This is a genomic window from Pseudomonas sp. LBUM1658 (assembly GCF_059716055.1).
In genome coordinates this window covers 6,592,077-6,610,422 of sequence record NZ_CP166798.1, presented here as the reverse complement: position 1 = coordinate 6,610,422, position 18,346 = coordinate 6,592,077, and the positions used below count along the sequence as shown (strand labels likewise).

The following is an 18,346-nucleotide window of genomic DNA, read 5'->3' as shown; positions in this document are numbered from 1 at the left end:
GAGAAATACGAGAAAAAAATTGCCCGGCTTGCCGGGCATTTTTTTGTCTGGCTTTTGTCAGTAAGGGAACAGCTGAAAGGTTTTTTCTTGCGCTTGCGAGGGTGTTCGCGGCAGCTATTTTTGTCGGGCCAATGGCTTACAGCATTGGAGGAATATTAGGCCCTTTGTTTTTTCCCAGAGCGCGCTAGAATGCGCGCCGAACGTGCGGAGAACTGTATGTGGCAACAGACTCTGATTACCCTGCGGGCGAGGCCTCGGGGCTTTCATCTGGTAACGGACGAGTTACTCGCCGGCCTGCCTGAATTGAAGGCATGTCGGGTCGGTCTGTTGCATTTGTGGCTGCAGCATACCTCGGCGTCGTTGACCATCAACGAGAACGCCGATCCGGCGGTACGTCGCGACTTCGAACGGTTTTTCAATCGGCTGGTCCCACAAGGACTGGCCGGATATGAACACGAGGACGAAGGCGCGGACGATCTCCCGGCGCACTTCAAGGCCAGTTTGCTGGGCTGTCAGTTGAGTTTGCCGGTCACGGCAGGTCGACTGGCGCTGGGTAGCTGGCAAGGTGTTTATCTAGGCGAGCATCGTGATCATGGCGGTGCCCGTAAAGTCCTCGCCACCTTGCACGGTGATGGGGCATAAACCGCTGGTTACCAGCGGATGATGATTTTTTCTCCGGCGGCCTTCGACAGTCGGCGAAGCTGGGCTATAACTAATCTGCTTTTCGCAAGTCATGAGGTAGAACATGAGCGACGATGATCTGGAAAACGACGACCTCGAAGTAGGTGACGAAGACGAGACCGAAGAAGGTCTTGAAGTAGCGGCCGAAGACGTCGCTGACGACGACAGCGGCGATGCGCCTGCTCCGACCGCCAAAGGCAAGGCCAAGGCTGCTGTTTCGGTCGATGAACTACCGAGTGTCGAGGCCAAGAACAAGGAGCGTGATGCTCTGGCTCGCGCTATGGAAGAGTTCCTTGCCAAAGGCGGCAAGGTGCAGGAAGTCGAGGCCAACGTGGTGGCTGATCCACCAAAGAAGCCTGACAACAAGTACGGCAGCCGGCCTATCTGAGCGCCTGCTACTTGCTTGCTGAAAAAGCCCGCCGTCGCTGCGGGCTTTTTCATGGGCTGTGTAGGAGCGAGCTTGCTCGCGATGGACTCAAGGTCGGCGCGTTTATTCAGAAAACACGCGTTATCGTTAACGTCCATCACGCCCTGAGCCTTTCCGTCAACTCGGTTTGGCGTTGTCCGGCTCGCTGTTCAAAGGCGAGCCGTGCCGGAGCAAGGCCTGTAGATAAACGTTTTCGTCGTACACGGTGCTGGTCTTCCAGCACCGATAAACGATCCGTATCCACTTGAACGCCAGTGCCCTGAGAGCTGCTTGGTATGAGCAGCCTTTGGCTCTTTGCTGGCGATAATACGCCTCGGCCCATACCGACTGGTTGATGCTATGTGCAGCCCATTCAACAAACGTCTGGCGCAAAAACGTTGCGCATTGATAGCGCCAGTGGACGACTTTTTTCTTGCCACTGCGTTCGGTGACCGGGGCGATCCCGGCATATCGCTGCACAGCACTGGCATCCTTGAAGCGATCCCGCTGCTCCCCAAAGGCCACCATCAGCCGTGGCGCAAGATGCTGTCCCGCGCCGGGCAAGGCCTTGAAGAGACGGTAGTCGGCCAGGGTGTTGGCGGTTTTTTCGATCTCCCGATCAAAGTCTTTGATCGCCGTGATGATCCCTTTCAGTTGCGGCACCAGGGCCCGCACATACAGTGCTGAAGGGCTGACCACTCCCGGATCGTCAGTCAATGGCATGGCGTTGGCGATCAACGCCAAACGCTGCTGATTGAGCTGGAAATGGCGAACATTATGCGCGTGGAGGAACTTCAAAACGGTAGTTGGCCGAGCGCGCTTAAGCATTTCAAACGTCGACCAGCGCGTCAGGAACTCACAGAAAACCAGCGTGTCATGGTCGTGGAACAGCTCCAGGGCCAACGGATAGTACTGTTTGAGCATGCAGACCAGGCGATTGCTGATCTTGACCCGGTCATCGACCAAGCCGCGGCGATGCTCGGTCAGGCTGGCCAGCGAACGCATGGCCGGGCTTTGCCGGACCAGCTGAGGAAACCGTTCGGGGTGATTGAGCAACAGCTCGAGCGCCCATTGAGCATCCGTCGGATCATCCTTGGCGCCACTCGGCACAAAGGTTTTACGGTGCCGGGCCAGGGTGCTCGGATTGATCGGAAACAGGCAAAAGAACTCATATTTTTGCAGAGCCGCTATCAGCGGTCCTTTGTCTAACTCCACGGCGATCGCGGTCGGGCCACCGTACCGCTGATGCAACGACTTTGCCCACCGGTCAATTGATTCAGGCTTGTGATCGATGACCTCAAAACTCCGCTGAGTCTCTCCAGCTATCTGCAAACAGGTGTCGTGCTTGGCATCCGCCCAATCAATTCCGACATAAGCAGTGAAATTCTGAGCCAGGAGCGGCTGCATGGAAAACCTCCACAAGAGCGCTAAAGTACATGCAGGGACATGCATGCTTGCGTCCAGCGAAGGCGATATAGAGAGCCGTGTGTGGCTTTCCCTGAGAATTCGTTATCGGGCGCAAGCGCACCTGTGGGCTCGAAGGTGATGGACTAATCATCGAGTGCTTCGCGAGCATATTCGTAGCCCACAGGTGCATGTTCCTTCCTCGCCGACAACCGACTTCCAGCGAATGTCAGTATGGAAGAGTAAGGAACGGACTACCTATATCGCGAGCAAGCTCGCTCCTACAGAGGGGGATTACGCCGAGCCTGTGTTCCACCGCGCCAACAACTCAGGCAGCTCGCTCAAACTGCGAATCTCCGCATCCGGCTGTTTCTCGGCTTCCCAGGCTTTGCTGCCAGGGTTGAACCAGATTGCCCGCAGGCCCGCCTGCTGGGCCCCGGCGATGTCGTCGCCTGGGTGATCGCCGATATGCACGGCGGCTTCAGCCGTGACGCCCCCTCGCTGCAAGGCTTCCTGGAACAGCCGCGCATCCGGCTTGCCAATCCCGATATCTTCCGCGCAGAGAGCAAACTTGAAGTAGTCCGCCAACCCCAGCCGACGCACATCGGCATTACCATTGGTGACTACTCCCAGGGTGTAGTGTCGGGCCAGCACTTCCAGCGTCGGTTGCACCTCGGGAAAGATCTCGAGTTGATGCCGCGCATGCAGAAACACTTCAAAGGCCTGCTCGGCCAGCTCTGACGCCTGCGGGGGGGCGTAGCCGGCTTCCTCCAGGGCTTGGCACAACACTTTGCGTCGCAGGGCGCTGATCCGGTGCTTGAGGTCGGGTTCGTTGCTCAGAATGCGCTCACGGATCGTCCAGAGGTGCTCGACAGGCACGCCGCCGAGGTCCGACGCATGCTCTGCCAACCATTGGCGCAGTACTGCTTCGGCGCTGACGATGACCGGGGCGGTGTCCCACAGGGTGTCGTCGAGGTCGAAAGTGATCAGTTTGATCGTCATTGCTCACCGCCTTTGTTGCGTTTAGCCCGTGGATGGGCGCTGTCGTAGACCGACGCCAGATGCTGGAAATCCAGATGAGTGTAAATCTGCGTGGTCTTGATGTCTGAGTGGCCGAGCAACTCCTGGACGGCGCGCAGGTCCTGGGAAGATTCCAGCAAGTGGCTGGCGAAGGAGTGCCGCAGCATGTGTGGATGCAGGTTCTGCCCCAGCTCACGCTCGCCAGCGGCCTTGACCCGCAACTGAATCGCCCGTGGACCCAGGCGCCGGCCTTGCTGGCTGACAAATACCGCGTCGTCTGCAGGGTTGGTCAGGGCGCGCAGGGGTAGCCACAGTTGCAGTGCTTCACGGGCCTTCTGGCCGACCGGCAGAACCCGGGTTTTGCTGCCTTTACCGAGAACCTGGACCAGGCCGTCGGCCAAATCAAGCTGGTCGAGATTGAGTCCGGTCAGTTCCGAAAGGCGCAGACCGGAGGAGTAGAACAGCTCCAGAATCGCCTGATCACGATGGGCCAGGAAATCATCCTCGACCGCGCCATCGAGCAGTTGCAACGCGCGGTCGGTATCCAGGGTCTTGGGGAGCCGGCGTTCGCCCTTGGGCGGTGCCAGGCCATTGGCCGGGTCGTGGTCGCAGAGGCCTTCGCGGTTCAAGTAATGATAAAGCCCGCGAACCGCCGAGAGCAGGCGCGCCAGGCTGCGCGAGGACTGGCCCTGGGAGTGCAGGCGGGCGATCAGGCTGCGCAAGCGCTGGATGTCCAGGGCGGACCAGCTGGAAATCTGCTGTTTCTCGCAGTGCGCCAGCACTTTGTTCAGGTCGCGGCGGTAGGCTTCCAGGGTATGGGGTGACACCTGGCGCTCACTGCGCAGGTGAGCGCAGTAGGCGTCCAGTTGTCGTTCCATGGTTAGCGCACCGAGCGTAGGGAGTTGTTGATGCGCGGCAGTACGCGGCCCATGACTTCGGCGATGTAGCTGAGGAACAGCGTGCCCACCGAGCTTTTGTAGTGCTGCGGATCGCGGCTGGCGATGGCCAGGACGCCATGCAGGCCTTGATGGCTGAGGGCGACAACTGCCGTGGAGCCAATTTGCTTGCGCTGTTCTTCGCCGAACAGGAAGTCCAGTTCGTGTTCGCGCAAACTTCCGCTCACGGTTTTGCCTTCCGACAGCAAGCCGCCGATGGCTTGCTGGGCTTCGGCAACGGTGACCCAGCGACCTACTGGCAAGGCACTGTCGCTGAACAGAATCAGGCTGACAAAAGGCACCTGGAAGTCCTGGCGCAGACTGTCTTCGACGCTGATCACCAGGTCTTCCAGGCTGCTGGCATCCATCAGCGCGAGGACCAGCCGGCGGGTCTTGTCGAACAGCCGGTCGTTGTCGCGAGCGACGTCCATCAGTTGCGAAAGGCGATGGCGCAGCTCGATATTGCGTTCGCGCAGCAGTTTTAGCTGCCGCTCGACCAGGGAAATGGTGTCGCCACGCTGGTGGGGGATGCGCAGTGCCGGGAGCAATTCTTCGTGCTCGGCGAAGAAATCCGGATGAGCCTCCAGGTACGCGGCAATGGCCGCCGCCTCAAGGCTTTCGGAAGGGGATTCGTCGGGCTGCAGGGCTGGAACCTGGGGCTGATCGGTCATGGATTTAGCTCACTCATAGACGCACCTGTCCTTCGTATACGCGCGCTGCCGGGCCGGTCATCATCACCGGTTCGCCAGGGCCGGCCCATTCAATGGACAGGCGCCCGCCGGGCAGGTCGATCAATAGTGGCGAGTCCATCCACCCCTGACTGATCGCGGCCACTGCGGCGGCGCAGGCACCGGTCCCGCAGGCCTGGGTTTCCCCGGCCCCGCGTTCCCAGACGCGCAACTGCGCGCGCTGCCGGTCGATGACCTGGAGAAAACCGACGTTGACCCGGGCCGGGAAGCGCGGGTGGTTTTCGATTTTCGGTCCCAGCTCATGCACCGGCGCGTTGTTGATATCGTCCACGCGCAGCACCGCGTGCGGGTTACCCATGGACACCGCGGCCAGTTCGACGGCCTGACCGTCAACCTCAAGCGTATAGCTTTTGGCCTGAGCCTCGGCCTCGAATGGGACATCGGCCGGCACCAGGCGCGGCGGTCCCATATTGACACTGATCTGGCCGTCGCTGCGGATATCCAGTTCAATGATGCCGCTTTTGGTCTCGACGCGGATCTGCCGTTTTGCGGTCAGGCGTTTATCGAGTACGAAGCGCGCAAAGCAGCGCGCGCCGTTGCCGCACTGTTCCACTTCGGAACCGTCGGCATTGAAGATCCGATAACGGAAGTCCACGTCCGGATTGCTCGGCGCTTCGACGATCAGCAATTGATCGAAGCCGACGCCGGTGTGCCGATCGCCCCATTGCTTGGCATGCTTGGGCAGAATGTGCGCGTGCTGGCTGACCAGGTCGAGGACCATGAAGTCGTTGCCCAGGCCGTGCATCTTGGTAAAACGCAGCAGCATGGTTTTACTCCGGCAGCAGGCTTTCGCCAGCAAACAACTCGGCTACCGTCTCGCGGCGACGCACTTCAACAGCCTGATCACCGTCTACCAGCACTTCGGCGGCACGGCCGCGAGTGTTGTAGTTGGAGCTCATGACAAAGCCATAGGCCCCGGCCGAATGCACGGCAAGCAAGTCGCCTTCTTCCAGCGCCAGCTGACGATCCTTGGCGAGGAAATCGCCGGTTTCGCAGATAGGGCCGACGATGTCGTAAGCTCGAGCCTGAGTAGCGCGAGGGCGCACAGCGGTGACGTCCATCCAGGCCTGGTACAGCGCCGGGCGGATCAGGTCGTTCATGGCGGCGTCGACAATGGCGAAGTCTTTGTGTTCGGTGTGCTTGAGGTATTCGACCTGGGTCAGCAGCACCCCGGCGTTGGCCACAATGAAGCGGCCCGGTTCAAATACCAGCCCCAGATCGCGACCATCCAGACGTTCGCGCACGGCCTTGATGTAGTCCGCGGCCAGCGGTGGCTCTTCATCGCGATAACGCACGCCGAGGCCGCCACCGAGATCGATGTGGCGCAGGTAAATCCCGCACTCGCCGAGACGATCGACCAGGGCCAGCAGGCGGTCGAGGGCATCGATGAAGGGCGCCAGGGTGGTCAGTTGCGAACCGATGTGGCAGTCGACGCCGACCACTTCCAGGTTCGGCAATTGCGCGGCACGGATGTACACGTCTTCGGCGTCGGCGATGGCGATACCGAACTTGTTTTCTTTCAAACCGGTGGAAATGTACGGGTGCGTGCCAGCATCGACGTCCGGGTTGACCCGCAGCGAGATCGGCGCACGAACGCCGAGCTCGGCGGCCACCACTTGCAGGCGCTCCAGCTCGTCGGAGGACTCGACGTTGAAGCAGTGCACGCCGACTTCCAGCGCGCGACGCATGTCGTCACGAGTCTTGCCGACGCCGGAGAAGACAATCTTGTCAGCCTGGCCACCAGCAGCCAGAACACGTTCCAGCTCGCCACGGGAGACGATGTCGAAACCAGCGCCCAAACGCGCCAGGACATTCAGTACACCCAGGTTGGAGTTGGCCTTGACTGCGAAGCAAACCAGGTGTGGCATGCCGGCCAGCGCATCGGCGTAAGCCAGGTACTGGGCTTCGATATGCGCGCGGGAGTAGACGTAGGTCGGTGTGCCAAAGCGTTCGGCGATGGCGGACAGGGCAACACCTTCCGCGAACAGCTCACCGTCACGGTAGTTAAAAGCGTCCATGGAGTTCCCTTAGTAAACGTCGTGCTTGTGCGATTTGGACGGCGACTTCTGCGACGACTTGGCCTGTTCTGCAGGATCTTGTTTGTCATCGGGCAGGTACAGCGGGCCTTTTTGACCGCAGGCCGACACAAGACAGGCAACCGCGACGAGCGCAGCAAGGGAAGAGATCAGGCGCTTCATGGCGAAATCCTTGAAAATGCGTTAATTGCGCCGGAGTATACCGGCCACCCGACAGCTTGCCTATGCGGGCGGCTGGCCGTCCGGCGGGGGTTTGACGTGCCTCGGCGGATAATTTATGCCAGTGCCGGGCGCTTGATCGGTATCCTTTGCATTCGTTCGGATGCGCCCGTATCTTGCGGCGCTTGAGCGTGAGTAGACACTTTTTGAGGTTCCCGCAATGAGTTTGACTGAAGCCCGCTTCCACGATCTGGTCGATGCCACCCAACAGACGCTGGAGGATATTTTCGATGAGAGTGAGCTGGACGTAGATCTGGAGAACTCGGCCGGTGTGCTCACCGTCAAGTTCGAAAACGGCAGCCAGGTGATCTTCAGCCGCCAAGAGCCTTTGCGTCAGCTGTGGCTGGCCGCCCGTTCCGGTGGTTTCCACTTCGACTATGACGAAGAGAGCGAGCGCTGGATGTGCGACAAGAGCGAAGAGCAGCTGGGTGAAATGCTGCAGCGCATCGTGCTTGAGCAGGCGGATGTGGAACTCGATTTCGAAGGTCTCTGAGGTCGTGACGCAGCCCGTTCCCGTGCGTGCGGCCAAGCCGCTGTACAGCAACGTCAGCCCGGCCGTGCCTTCGCCGTGCACCAGCGTTTGCCGCCTGGATGAGCAGAAAGTCTGCCTCGGCTGCTTTCGCCATGTGGAAGACATCCGCGAGTGGCGTTCGGCCGACGACGAGCGGCGGCGGGTGATTTGTGCCGAGGCCCAGCGGCGCAAATCTTCAACCTGACGAACTATTGTGGTGAGGGGGCTTGCCCCCGATCGGCTGCGCAGCAGTCGTAAAACCTGAGAATGCTGTGTGCCTGACACAACGGGTTTGCAGGTTTTAGGGCCGCTGCGCGCCCCAGCGGGAGCAAGCTCCCTCGCCACAGGGTTTACCCGACAGGCCTGCGTCGCCACTTCTGGTGCCCCCCGCTTGTATATTTATTGAGCTGTGATAGTGTCCGGGTACGCCTCAACTCATCGAGGCCCGTGAAAACCCCGCCTTTTTCTGGCGGGGTTTTGCTTTTTTGTGCAGAAAAAAGGAGTCTGCCTGAATCATGAGCACCGCACCTTCCATCATCCTTACCCGTCTGGACGTGCAACGTCTCGAGCGCCTGATCGACAGCCTGGATGACACGCTGCCGGGCGTCGTTGCGCTGCAAGCCGAGCTGGATCGCGCTGAAACCCTGGTTGGCCACGATGAAGTCCCAGCGGATGTCGTGACCATGAACTCGCGAGTGCACTGCCGTGAAGAAAGCAGTGGCAAGGACTACCACCTGACGCTGGTTTATCCGGACGACGCGAATGCCGACGAGGGCAAGATCTCGATTCTCGCACCGGTCGGCAGCGCGCTGCTCGGCTTGCAGGCGGGCCAACACATTGACTGGCCGGCGCCGGGCGGTAAAACCCTGAAGCTGGAGTTGATCGAGGTCGAGTTCCAGCCCAAGGATGGCGGTAAGTGCAAGTTCTGATTCGACTCAGACCTTATCGAGCGCCTCGTTGAGCGCGCGTTCCAGGTCCGCTTTGTATCTCAGGTAAAGATTGCTCGGGCTTTGCACATCACCGAGCAGGCCGGACAGGTCCAGATCGGTGATGTAGCAGCGGTAGCGTTCAGCCTCGCGGCGCTGCCCGAGAATTTCTCTGGCGACCACGCTAAACAGCTGGTCGCCGTACTCCAGTTCGCAAAACTCTCGCTGATTGCAATACAGGGTGACCTGCACCTGCCCGGGTGTGGCCTTGCCGATAATCACCTGGACGTCATAAAAGGGTTTGTTCGCCAGCGTCTGTGGCGCAGGCCGCGGCTCGACCCGTCGAGCGCGGCCGGTCCCGGATGGCAGCAGCTGGTAATACAGGGTATCGAGTGTTGCCATGGGCCGGGCCGGATCCAGCGGCAACAACGCATCGCGACGATACACAATCGATTGCAGGAAGCGCTGCAGTGGCACCAGCAGGCTTTGCTCATCGTAATAGGGCACGCGTTGCTGCCACAGGGCGTTGTACTCATCCAGCACATACAGCTCGGCCTGGGACTCGTTGATCCGGAAGAACACCTGGATGCACTGCGCCAGCCCCATGGGCAGGATCAGCGCCAGATCGTGCTCTTCCAGGGCCATCGGGTCGAGATGCAGCGGGCTGTAGCGAGGCTGCTCTTTGCCGAGGTAGTCGAGCAGCGCTGGCAGGTTGTCCAGGGCCACATGATTGACCTCGCCCGGGACCAGTTCCAATACGTGATAGTGCTGTTGGACCTGAATCAGGTAGCGGTGATTGAGCTTGCCGAGCAGCAGGCTCCGCGCGGTAACGAAGATCTTCTCCACTCGCCGGGCGATGAATTGGGCGCGGTTATGGCTAAAGCAACGGACCCGCAAGTGTGGCTGCGGTGGTCCGTCTGGCAGGTTGTTGAGGTAATCGCGCAGACAATCGAGCAGTGCGTGTGCGCCGTCGTAGCGGCTGACCAAGACCTCGTTCCAGCTGTTGAGTGTGACCTGGTCGAGGGTCAGCACCAGATTTTCCCGGACCCCGGCATAACTCAGTGAGTCGGTGCGCTCGGTGGTCATCAAAATATTCAGCTCGCGATGATGTTTGAGCGGGTCAATCCCGACATTCACCAGAAGCAGCACTTCGCTCGGCACGCTGGCCTGTAGCAACTGTACTTCGCCGACACTGGTCAGCGGCAAGGCAATGGTCTGTTGCAGGCTGCCCAGCAAGTTGAACAGCTCGAACTCACGCAAGTCGCTGCTGCCAGGGTGCAGGGCGAGGCGGGTGCTGCTGTCGATCACGCCGTTGCGATGGCACCAGGTCAATAATTCCAATAACCCACGGTTGCGCTTGATCGGCGCGAAATGCTCCCACTCCAACGCGTTCAGGCTGCCGTTGTACAGGCTCCAGTGGACTTGCCCTGGCTCCTTGCGATTGGGCGATTGCACCAGTGTCAGGGTGTCTTCGGCCAGGTCCGGAGCGATGCCCGGATTGATGAACTCGATCTTGTCGGCCTTGCGCTCGAATGCCGCATAGAGGCGGCGGCCGAGCACATTGAGATCGCGCTTGGTGATCAGGCTGGCGGTTTGCTCGGTACGGGCGAACTGAGTCAGGAAGCGATAGCTGTAGTTCAGTTCGTTGACCAGTGCGCGGCGCTCGGCGCTGACCTGGCGGACTTTCCATTGACTGCGACTGTCGAGCATCGCCAGCTGCCGTTGATCCCAGCCCCACTCGTCGGCCAGGCGCTCAAGCAATCGGCGCTGCCAGCTGTTATTACTCTGGGCGGGGTTGCCGGTGAGTTTGCGGTTGACCTTCAGGTACAGGCTGCGGCGTACCAGTTCCAGGCGTTGCGGCTCGCCGCGAGCCTTGAGGTATTCCTCGATACGCCGATAAACCACGATATAGGGGTCCAGCTCATCCAGGTCGAGGTGATTGGCGAACACCGCCTGCTTGAAACGCAGGCTCAGGCATTTGACCTGCGGGTGTTCGCTGGCATAGACCTCGGTCAGCAACAGCTTGAGGATCGACTTGTAAGGCGATTCGATGCCCTTGTACAACTGCCAGAGCCCCGCACCAATGAATTCGCCGGGCGGAATGTGCGCCAGGTGACCAAGATCAAGGGTTTCATCGGCGCGGATAAAGCGTTTCGACAGCAGCGTATGGGTGTACTGGTCGTAGCGCGCCTCTTCGTACACCGGCACCAGCCACCACAGCGGGGTGCGCCCGGCCAGCCAGATGGCGGTGCGGTAGAACTCATCCAGAAGCAAGTAGTGTTGGGTCGTGCCGCAGTCCTCCGAGCTCAACTGGGTATCGCGTTCGCCACGCACGAAGCGGCTCGGGTCGATCAGAAAGAAGTGCGCCTCGGCCCCCTGGCCCGCGGCCCAGGCTTCCAACAGCTGGCATTTCTTGCGCAGCTCGGCGAGTTCGCTCTCGCTCAGGTCTGGCGCGTGGCAGACCCACACATCCATGTCGCTTTGGTCGGCCTGGGCCAGAGTGCCCAGGCTGCCCATCAGAAACAGCCCATGGATCGGCCGCGGCGCATTGCCGTGGCGAGCTTTGTAGGAAAAGGAGCGGGTCAGGCGCTGGGCTTCGGCGAGGGCCTGGCCGTCGGGCTCGAAATTCGACAACCCGGCCGGTGTGCTGCCAGAAACATAGCCCGGCAACAGCGGATGGTTGACGTGAAAGAACAGCGGCAACAAGGTCAAAACCACTTGCTGGCGTGGCGACAACCCTTCCAGCGCACGGGCGATGCGCCCCTCGTTGACTTTCAGAAAACGTGCGCGTAGCTGAACCAGAACCTTGCGATCGATTCCTTCGTCCAGATCGGGGCGGATTTCATGGGTGCGGGTCATTGCAAACTCAAACCGGCTCGCGGAGCTCGAGCGTGGGAGGTCTCAGGATGGGGAGCAGTTTACAGCCTCAAGGTCTGGACCTTATACGTTGAATCTTGTTTTTTGACGTCAAATTTTTATCGGCGGGGCGAAGTGTGCCCGCGGAATCCATCAAAAGGGGATCCCGTGGGCGACGCGCTGGTGCTTATGCGGTTTCTTGAACGGTCAGGATAGTCAGCAAGGTTTGCACTTGCTGCGCGGCGTCCCGGCCCAGGCTGGTTAGATAACCACCATCGACTTGGGTGATCAGTTCTTTGTCGAACAGCCGTTGTGCGGCAGCGATGGCTTTCGGGGCAGCTGTCTGATGAATTTTCAGGCCTTCCTGGGAACTGTCCAGGTTGAAGAGTGCGAGGATTTCCAGTTCGGCAACCAACTCAGGGGTAAGCGACATAAGGACTCCAGACTTTCTAGGAATTAGACGGTAGCGCTCCTAAGGTGACCGCACTTGTGCAAGCTGTCCAGTGTTCGCTGAGCGCTTTTTTTGCCTGAGGCGGCAGGCTGTTGTGGTAACCCCGTGGTTCTTGTGGCGGCGGGGTGTTACCAGTGTAGTCAGGGTCTGGAGAAATGCTGGTTGATTGACGACATAAAACCCTGTGGCGAGGGAGCAAGCTCCCGCTCGGGGGTGCAGCAGCCGTAAACCTGCCAATGCGGTCATTCAGGCAAAATGCGTTCTCAGGTTTCAGGGCCGCTGCGCGACCCAGCGGGAGCAAGCTCCCTCGCCACAAAAAGCCCGTCCGAGAAAGGGGAGAGTCATTTCTTCTCTGGCGGCAGCTCTGGCAGTGCCCGCAAGGCAGCCTCATACCACTCGGTATTGAACGCCCGATCTTCTTCGAGGATTGCATCGATTTCGACGGCCAGCACGTGGGCCATCAACTGCAGGATTTCTTCACGCTCGTAACCGACCAGGGTCAGTTTATTGAGGGTCGCTTTGGCTGCTGGCGGGTTGTCGCTTTCAATCTGGTTTTCGATCGCTTCGATCAGCGTGGCTTCGGTGAAATCTTCTTCGTCGTTGTCGTCGTTTTTGTTGGTGCCGGGGGTTGGCTCGCTCATGGCAGGCTCCTCAAGGAAAGGCGGCCAGTTTAACTGCATTCAGCATTTTGATGCTGCTGGTCAGACTGCATCTGAAGTTCTATAACTTGCGCTGCCAACCCCTACACGGCCTGGAGGCTTTGTGATGCTCAAGCTTTATGGATTTTCCGTCAGCAACTACTACAACATGATCAAGCTGGCGTTGCTGGAGAAGGGACTGCCGTTTGAAGAAGTGCCGTTTTATGCCGGTCAAAGCCCGCAAGCCCTTGCCATCAGTCCGCGGGGAAAAGTCCCGGTGCTGGGTGTCGAGCAAGGGTTCATCAATGAAACCAGTGTGATCCTCGAATACATCGAGCAAACCCAACCAGGCCCGACGCTGTTGCCGAACGATCCATTCCAGCGCAGCCAGGTGCTGGCACTGGCCAGGGAAATCGAGTTGTACATCGAGTTGCCGGCTCGCGCCTGTTACGCCGAGGCGTTTTTCGGCATAACGGTGCCGGACGCGATCAAGGACAAGACCAAGGCCGAGTTGCTGCAGGGTTTTGCCTCCCTGGGCAGACACGGCAAGTTCGCCCCTTACGTGGCGGGTGAAACGCTGAGTATTGCGGATCTGTATTTTCTGTACAGCGTGCCGCTGGCCTGTGCAGTGGGCAAGAAGCTGTTCGATGTGGATTTTCTGAATGAGTTGCCCGCCGCCAAAGCGCTGCTTGAGCGTCTGGAGCAGATGCCAAATGCACAACGGATCGCCGCGGACAGAGACGCCGCGATGCCGGCGTTCCTGGCGATGATCAGCGCCCAAAAGTAAAAGATCGTAGCCTGCGAGGTTTGCGTACACCCCAAATTTCGAGGGTGTACGCCGTTGTAGGAGCTGCCGGAGGCTGCGATCTTTTCGGGATCACTAAGATCTAGCGACTAGCCAATAACGCCTGGCCGCGACAAACTGCAGCCTTGACCTGCACAGGCGCCGTACCACCGATGTGGTCACGGGCATTCACCGACCCTTCCAGGGTCAGCACGGCAAACACGTCCTGCTCGATCTGGTCGCTGAACTTGCGCAGTTCTTCCAGGCTCATTTCCGCCAGGTCCTTGCCGCTGTCCACACCGTACTTCACGGCGTGGCCGACGATTTCGTGGCAGTCACGGAATGGCAGGCCACGGCGCACCAGGTAGTCGGCCAGGTCGGTGGCCGTGGAGAAACCGCGCAGCGCCGCTTCGCGCATGATGGCGTGCTTGGGTTTGATCGCCGGGATCATGTCGGCAAAGGCCCGCAGCGAATCGCGCAGGGTGTCGGCGGCGTCGAACAGCGGTTCCTTGTCTTCCTGATTGTCCTTGTTGTAAGCCAGCGGTTGGCCTTTCATCAAGGTCAACAGGCCCATCAGTGCGCCGAACACCCGGCCGCTCTTGCCGCGCACCAGTTCTGGCACGTCGGGGTTCTTCTTTTGCGGCATGATCGAGCTGCCAGTGCAGAAGCGATCAGGCAAATCGATGAACTGGAACTGCGCGCTGGTCCACAGCACCAGCTCTTCGGAGAAGCGCGACAGGTGCATCATCGCGATGCTCGCCGCGGAGCAGAATTCGATAGCGAAATCACGATCGGAAACGCTGTCCAGGGAGTTGCCGCCGACGGTGTCGAAGCCCAGCAGCTTGCAAGTCAGGTCGCGATCGATCGGGTAGGTGGTGCCCGCCAATGCCGCGCTACCCAGTGGCATGCGGTTGGTGCGCTTGCGGCAATCCACCAGACGCTCGTAATCGCGGCTGAGCATTTCGAACCAGGCCAGCAAGTGGTGGCCGAAGGTTACTGGCTGGGCGGTTTGCAGGTGAGTGAAGCCGGGCATGATGGTGCCGGCTTCGCGCTCGGCCTGTTCCAGCAGACCTTTTTGCAGGCGGGTGATTTCCGCCAGGATCAGGTCGATCTCATCGCGCAGCCACAGACGAATATCGGTCGCTACCTGATCGTTACGGCTACGACCGGTGTGCAGCTTTTTGCCGGTGACGCCGATGCGGTCAGTCAGACGGGCTTCGATGTTCATGTGCACATCTTCCAGGTCGATGCGCCAGTCGAACGAACCGGCTTCGATTTCGCTCTGGATGGTCTTCAGACCGTCGATGATGCTGTCGCGCTCGACATCGGTCAGAACGCCGACCTTGGCCAGCATCGTGGCGTGGGCTATCGAACCCATGATGTCGTGGCGATACAGGCGCTGGTCGAAAGTGACGGAGGCGGTAAAGCGGGCGACAAAGGCGTCGACGGGTTCACTGAAGCGGCCGCCCCAGGACTGATTGGTCTTGTCAGTGCTCATGAATTCGCTCGTGATCTGCTGAAGGAAGATGGCGTGAAAAGTTGTTGCGGATAATAACAGGGTTGCCCTGGCTGGCGTTGACACTGGTCGGCAGGTTTTTATTTCTCCATGCGTTGCCTGGTGCCTTGCCGTTGAACCCCTGCGGGCAGAGACTGGGGCCTATGAGGCCGGACGTTGAACAAGGGCCGCGAACCTGTTGCGCTGGCGTCATCAGTGGGTGCTGGCGAGACGATATTTTTCGATTGAGCAATATCGTCTTGGCGAGCGTCTACAGTTGCACTAGAGGTCAGAAAAAATTCAGACGATTTGCCTGTCCGGCAACTGACCATGCAACCGTAGTGACACACGCTCTGATCCATGAAATCGCGCCGCGAATCGACAGCGATGTGCTCAGAGTAGAAGCCAGCTATAAAGAGGGGGGTATGCGTATTGTGTATCAGCAATCCCTACGATGATGCCGCGCCAAAACGGGCATGGAACGGTAATCGGCAGGCACTGGTAAATATAGGTTCCCGACTCGGGGCACTTTTTGGCCCTCGCGCTACTCTTAGCGTGGATCGTCGTGACGGATGTCACGTCACCTGTCTACGCTATCCTTGTGCGAGACTCACGCAGGAATCCAGCGCAATATGAATGTCCTGATCGTTGATGACGAACCCCTGGCCCGCGAGAGACTGAGCCGTATGGTCAGCGACCTCGAGGGATACAATGTCCTGGAGCCGAGCGCCACCAATGGCGAAGAGGCGTTGGCCTTGATCGACAGCCTCAAGCCGGATGTCGTGCTGCTCGACATCCGCATGCCTGGCCTCGACGGCTTGCAGGTTGCTGCTCGACTGTGCGAACGCGAGGCACCGCCGGCGGTGGTGTTTTGCACCGCCCATGATGAATTTGCCCTGGATGCTTTCCAGATCAGCGAGGTAGGCTTCCTGGTCAAGCCGGTACGCTCCGAGCAATTGCTTGAAGCGCTGAAAAAGGCCGAGCGACCCAACCGCGTCCAGCTCGCAGCCCTGACCCGTCCGGCAGCAGAAAGTGGCAACGGTCCACGCAGTCATATCAGCGCACGAACCCGTAAAGGCATCGAACTGATTCCCCTGGATCAGGTGGTCTATTTCATCGCCGATCACAAATACGTGACCTTGCGCCATGAAGGTGGCGAAGTCCTGCTGGACGAGCCGCTCAAGGCGCTCGAGGATGAATTCGGCGACCGTTTCGTGCGTATCCATCGCAATGCCCTGGTGGCTCGCGAGCGAATCGAACGCCTGCAGCGTACTCCGCTGGGGCATTTTCAGCTGTTTCTAAAGGGCCTCAACGGCGATGCGCTGATTGTCAGCCGACGCCATGTAGCCGGTGTACGAAAGATGATGCAACAGCTTTAGTCCAGCGCCTGCGCGCGGTTTTCACCATCGGTTGCGGGTATGCGAGGCCAGGGAGGCCACGCACTTTCTGATTCAAGTCAAAGCTGATTTGCCTGAGCTGTTATTATCTGCCGTATCTATTCAGTACGGATTGATCCATGTCCCCTCGCGAAATTCGCATCGCTACCCGCAAAAGTGCCCTGGCCTTGTGGCAGGCCGAATTCGTCAAAGCCCGCCTGGAAGAAGCCCATCCCGGCCTGGTCGTGACGCTGGTGCCCATGGTCAGCCGTGGCGATAAGCTGCTTGACTCCCCGCTGTCGAAAATCGGCGGCAAGGGCCTGTTCGTCAAAGAGCTGGAAACCGCTCTGATTGAAGACCAGGCCGACATTGCCGTGCACTCGATGAAAGACGTGCCAATGGACTTCCCCGAAGGGCTCGGTCTGTTCTGCATCTGTGAGCGCGAAGACCCGCGCGATGCTTTCGTCTCCAATACCTACGCCAGTCTCGATGACCTGCCCAAGGGCAGCGTGGTCGGCACCTCCAGCCTGCGTCGTCAGGCGCAGTTGCTGACCCGCCGGCCGGATCTGCAGATCCGCTTCCTGCGCGGCAACGTCAATACCCGTCTGGCCAAGCTGGATGCCGGCGAGTACGACGCAATCATTCTGGCGGCCGCCGGCTTGATTCGCCTGGGCTTCGAAGATCGCATCAGCTCCTCGATCAGTGTCGACGACAGTTTGCCGGCAGGTGGCCAGGGCGCAGTCGGTATCGAATGCCGCAGCGTCGATACCGAGATTCATGCCTTGCTCGCTCCCCTGCACCATCAGGACACCGCCACTCGGGTCACTGCCGAACGTGCGCTGAACAAGCACCTGAATGGCGGCTGCCAAGTGCCGATCGCCTGCTATGCCGTGCTTGAAGGCGAGCAGATCTGGTTGCGTGGCCTGGTCGGGGATCCGAACGGTGGTCTGTTGCTGTGCGCCGAGGCCCGAGGTCCGCAAAGCGCGGCGGCGACACTGGGTGTGCAAGTGGCTGAAGACCTGCTGGCCCAAGGGGCCGATGAGATTCTGCAAGCGGTCTACGGTGAGGCCGACAAAGAGTGAAAGGCTGGCGCCTGCTGCTGACTCGACCCACGGAGGAGTCTGCGGCGCTGGCCGCGGTCCTGGCTGAGGTCGGCGTTTTCAGCAGCAGTCTGCCATTGTTGGAAATCGAGGCGCTACCGGTTTCCGGGGTTCAGCGCGCGATGATTCTCGAGCTGGATCGCTACTGTGCGGTGATTGTGGTCAGCAAACCTGCGGCCCGGCTGGGTGTGGAACTGCTCGAGCAACACTGGCCGCAGCCACCGATTCAGCGCTGGTTCAGTGTGGGCGCTGCCACCGCACAAATTCTCGCCGATTTCGGTCTTGATGTGAGCAACCCCCAGGCGGGTGATGACAGCGAGGCCTTGCTTGAGCTACCGCAATTGCGCGAGGCTATCGCGCGGCCCGACGCACGGGTTTTGATCATGCGCGGCGAAGGCGGGCGCGAGCTGCTGGCTGAGCGTTTGCGCGAGCAAGGTGCTAGTGTCGATTATCTGGAGCTCTACCGTCGCTGCCTGCCGCAGTATGCGTCGGCGCAGCTGCCTGCGCGGATTACCGCGGAACGCCTGAACGGCCTGGTGGTCAGCAGTGGACAGGGTTTTGAGCACCTGCATCAATTGGCAGGCACGGCCTGGCCCGATTTGGCGCGGCTGCCGTTGTTTGTTCCAAGCCCTCGGGTCGCCGAGATGGCGCGTGCTGCCGGCGCCCGAACAGTTGTGGATTGTCGCGGCGCCAGCGCCGCGGCTTTGCTGACGGCGTTACGGGAGCAACCCGTGCCCGTTCCCTAATGCAAAGGATGGA

The 18,346-nt window shown here is 59.9% G+C and carries 20 protein-coding genes; 9 read left to right on the top strand and 11 right to left on the bottom strand.

Annotated elements, in window-relative coordinates; all coding sequences use genetic code 11:
* The first annotated feature begins 216 nt into the window (after window positions 1–216).
* Complete coding sequence (locus tag ACA064_RS30550) at window positions 217–642, top strand: secondary thiamine-phosphate synthase enzyme YjbQ (RefSeq protein ID WP_497671419.1); 426 nt, start codon at window positions 217–219, stop codon at window positions 640–642.
* Window positions 643–745: 103 nt separating this feature from the next.
* A complete protein-coding gene (gene sutA, locus ACA064_RS30545; RefSeq protein ID WP_497671418.1) occupies window positions 746–1,069 on the top strand; it encodes a dormancy-specific transcriptional regulator SutA in 324 nt (107 codons plus the stop codon).
* Window positions 1,070–1,225: 156 nt separating this feature from the next.
* Here the strand turns inward: sutA and ACA064_RS30540 are convergent, their stop codons facing one another.
* The 7 genes from ACA064_RS30540 to lptM form a co-directional block, all read right to left on the bottom strand.
* Window positions 1,226–2,494: an IS110 family RNA-guided transposase gene (locus tag ACA064_RS30540; protein ID WP_497671417.1), complete on the bottom strand. Its 1,269-nt coding sequence runs from the start codon at window positions 2,492–2,494 to the stop codon at window positions 1,226–1,228.
* Between the two features lie 291 nt (window positions 2,495–2,785).
* On the bottom strand, window positions 2,786–3,493 hold the full coding sequence (locus ACA064_RS30535) for an HAD family hydrolase (RefSeq protein WP_497671416.1): 708 nt from the start codon (window positions 3,491–3,493) through the stop codon (window positions 2,786–2,788).
* Window positions 3,490–4,389 carry a tyrosine recombinase XerC gene (xerC, locus tag ACA064_RS30530; RefSeq protein WP_497671415.1) on the bottom strand — a complete coding sequence of 300 codons (900 nt, stop codon included), beginning with the start codon at window positions 4,387–4,389 and terminating at the stop codon, window positions 3,490–3,492. Before xerC ends, ACA064_RS30535 begins: the two co-directional genes overlap by 4 nt.
* A 2-nt stretch (window positions 4,390–4,391) precedes the next feature.
* Window positions 4,392–5,117: a DUF484 family protein gene (locus ACA064_RS30525; RefSeq protein ID WP_497671414.1), complete on the bottom strand. Its 726-nt coding sequence runs from the start codon at window positions 5,115–5,117 to the stop codon at window positions 4,392–4,394.
* 13 nt (window positions 5,118–5,130) lie between these two features.
* A complete protein-coding gene (dapF, locus tag ACA064_RS30520; RefSeq protein ID WP_497671413.1) occupies window positions 5,131–5,961 on the bottom strand; it encodes a diaminopimelate epimerase in 831 nt (276 codons plus the stop codon).
* A 4-nt stretch (window positions 5,962–5,965) separates the two neighbouring features.
* Window positions 5,966–7,213 (bottom strand): diaminopimelate decarboxylase, encoded by a 1,248-nt coding sequence (gene lysA, locus ACA064_RS30515; RefSeq protein ID WP_497671412.1) that lies wholly within the window; start codon window positions 7,211–7,213, stop codon window positions 5,966–5,968.
* 9 nt (window positions 7,214–7,222) lie between these two features.
* Window positions 7,223–7,393, bottom strand: a complete 171-nt coding sequence (lptM, locus tag ACA064_RS30510) for an LPS translocon maturation chaperone LptM (RefSeq protein WP_497671411.1) — start codon at window positions 7,391–7,393, stop codon at window positions 7,223–7,225.
* Window positions 7,394–7,610: 217 nt separating this feature from the next.
* On the opposite strand from lptM, the gene cyaY reads away from it, so the two are divergent.
* From cyaY to rnk, 3 genes are all read left to right on the top strand, one after another.
* Complete coding sequence (cyaY, locus tag ACA064_RS30505) at window positions 7,611–7,943, top strand: iron donor protein CyaY (RefSeq protein WP_497671410.1); 333 nt, start codon at window positions 7,611–7,613, stop codon at window positions 7,941–7,943.
* Window positions 7,944–7,947: 4 nt separating this feature from the next.
* Window positions 7,948–8,166: a DUF1289 domain-containing protein gene (locus tag ACA064_RS30500; protein ID WP_497671409.1), complete on the top strand. Its 219-nt coding sequence runs from the start codon at window positions 7,948–7,950 to the stop codon at window positions 8,164–8,166.
* Between the two features lie 310 nt (window positions 8,167–8,476).
* Window positions 8,477–8,890, top strand: a complete 414-nt coding sequence (gene rnk, locus ACA064_RS30495) for a nucleoside diphosphate kinase regulator (RefSeq protein ID WP_497671408.1) — start codon at window positions 8,477–8,479, stop codon at window positions 8,888–8,890.
* Window positions 8,891–8,896: 6 nt separating this feature from the next.
* On the opposite strand, the gene ACA064_RS30490 is transcribed toward rnk, so the two are convergent.
* From ACA064_RS30490 to ACA064_RS30480, 3 genes are all read right to left on the bottom strand, one after another.
* On the bottom strand, window positions 8,897–11,746 hold the full coding sequence (locus tag ACA064_RS30490) for a class I adenylate cyclase (protein WP_497671407.1): 2,850 nt from the start codon (window positions 11,744–11,746) through the stop codon (window positions 8,897–8,899).
* A gap of 184 nt (window positions 11,747–11,930) precedes the next feature.
* On the bottom strand, window positions 11,931–12,176 hold the full coding sequence (locus tag ACA064_RS30485; protein ID WP_489358325.1) for a TIGR02647 family protein: 246 nt from the start codon (window positions 12,174–12,176) through the stop codon (window positions 11,931–11,933).
* A 359-nt stretch (window positions 12,177–12,535) separates the two neighbouring features.
* Entirely contained in the window at window positions 12,536–12,835 is a 300-nt protein-coding gene (locus tag ACA064_RS30480) for a hypothetical protein (RefSeq protein ID WP_150640713.1), read from the bottom strand.
* Window positions 12,836–12,959: 124 nt separating this feature from the next.
* Here ACA064_RS30480 and ACA064_RS30475 point away from each other — a divergent pair, with 124 nt between their 5' ends.
* Window positions 12,960–13,619 (top strand): glutathione S-transferase family protein, encoded by a 660-nt coding sequence (locus ACA064_RS30475; protein WP_497671406.1) that lies wholly within the window; start codon window positions 12,960–12,962, stop codon window positions 13,617–13,619.
* Window positions 13,620–13,719: 100 nt separating this feature from the next.
* Here ACA064_RS30475 and argH read toward each other — a convergent pair whose 3' ends face one another.
* A complete protein-coding gene (gene argH / locus ACA064_RS30470) occupies window positions 13,720–15,114 on the bottom strand; it encodes an argininosuccinate lyase (RefSeq protein ID WP_497671405.1) in 1,395 nt (464 codons plus the stop codon).
* 629 nt (window positions 15,115–15,743) lie between these two features.
* Here argH and ACA064_RS30465 point away from each other — a divergent pair.
* The 3 genes from ACA064_RS30465 (at window position 15,744) to ACA064_RS30455 (ending at window position 18,333) form a co-directional block, all read left to right on the top strand.
* A complete protein-coding gene (locus tag ACA064_RS30465) occupies window positions 15,744–16,490 on the top strand; it encodes a LytR/AlgR family response regulator transcription factor (protein WP_150640710.1) in 747 nt (248 codons plus the stop codon).
* Window positions 16,491–16,627: 137 nt separating this feature from the next.
* Window positions 16,628–17,569, top strand: coding sequence for a hydroxymethylbilane synthase (gene hemC, locus ACA064_RS30460; RefSeq protein WP_497671404.1), 942 nt, complete (start codon window positions 16,628–16,630; stop codon window positions 17,567–17,569).
* Window positions 17,566–18,333: a uroporphyrinogen-III synthase gene (locus tag ACA064_RS30455; RefSeq protein WP_497671403.1), complete on the top strand. Its 768-nt coding sequence runs from the start codon at window positions 17,566–17,568 to the stop codon at window positions 18,331–18,333. The genes hemC and ACA064_RS30455 overlap by 4 nt, the downstream gene beginning before the upstream one ends.
* Window positions 18,334–18,346 lie beyond the last annotated feature (13 nt).

Excerpts from the sequence above, each read along its gene's own strand:
- ACA064_RS30550 (WP_497671419.1), top strand. The coding sequence starts at position 217 with ATGTGGCAACAGACTCTGATTACCCTGCGGGCGAGGCCTCGGGGCTTT.
- sutA (WP_497671418.1), top strand. The coding sequence starts at position 746 with ATGAGCGACGATGATCTGGAAAACGACGACCTCGAAGTAGGTGACGAA.
- ACA064_RS30540 (WP_497671417.1), bottom strand. The coding sequence starts at position 2,494 with ATGCAGCCGCTCCTGGCTCAGAATTTCACTGCTTATGTCGGAATTGAT.
- ACA064_RS30535 (WP_497671416.1), bottom strand. The coding sequence starts at position 3,493 with ATGACGATCAAACTGATCACTTTCGACCTCGACGACACCCTGTGGGAC.
- xerC (WP_497671415.1), bottom strand. The coding sequence starts at position 4,389 with ATGGAACGACAACTGGACGCCTACTGCGCTCACCTGCGCAGTGAGCGC.
- ACA064_RS30525 (WP_497671414.1), bottom strand. The coding sequence starts at position 5,117 with ATGACCGATCAGCCCCAGGTTCCAGCCCTGCAGCCCGACGAATCCCCT.
- dapF (WP_497671413.1), bottom strand. The coding sequence starts at position 5,961 with ATGCTGCTGCGTTTTACCAAGATGCACGGCCTGGGCAACGACTTCATG.
- lysA (WP_497671412.1), bottom strand. The coding sequence starts at position 7,213 with ATGGACGCTTTTAACTACCGTGACGGTGAGCTGTTCGCGGAAGGTGTT.
- lptM (WP_497671411.1), bottom strand. The coding sequence starts at position 7,393 with ATGAAGCGCCTGATCTCTTCCCTTGCTGCGCTCGTCGCGGTTGCCTGT.
- cyaY (WP_497671410.1), top strand. The coding sequence starts at position 7,611 with ATGAGTTTGACTGAAGCCCGCTTCCACGATCTGGTCGATGCCACCCAA.
- rnk (WP_497671408.1), top strand. The coding sequence starts at position 8,477 with ATGAGCACCGCACCTTCCATCATCCTTACCCGTCTGGACGTGCAACGT.
- ACA064_RS30490 (WP_497671407.1), bottom strand. The coding sequence starts at position 11,746 with ATGACCCGCACCCATGAAATCCGCCCCGATCTGGACGAAGGAATCGAT.
- ACA064_RS30485 (WP_489358325.1), bottom strand. The coding sequence starts at position 12,176 with ATGTCGCTTACCCCTGAGTTGGTTGCCGAACTGGAAATCCTCGCACTC.
- ACA064_RS30480 (WP_150640713.1), bottom strand. The coding sequence starts at position 12,835 with ATGAGCGAGCCAACCCCCGGCACCAACAAAAACGACGACAACGACGAA.
- ACA064_RS30475 (WP_497671406.1), top strand. The coding sequence starts at position 12,960 with ATGCTCAAGCTTTATGGATTTTCCGTCAGCAACTACTACAACATGATC.
- argH (WP_497671405.1), bottom strand. The coding sequence starts at position 15,114 with ATGAGCACTGACAAGACCAATCAGTCCTGGGGCGGCCGCTTCAGTGAA.
- ACA064_RS30465 (WP_150640710.1), top strand. The coding sequence starts at position 15,744 with ATGAATGTCCTGATCGTTGATGACGAACCCCTGGCCCGCGAGAGACTG.
- hemC (WP_497671404.1), top strand. The coding sequence starts at position 16,628 with ATGTCCCCTCGCGAAATTCGCATCGCTACCCGCAAAAGTGCCCTGGCC.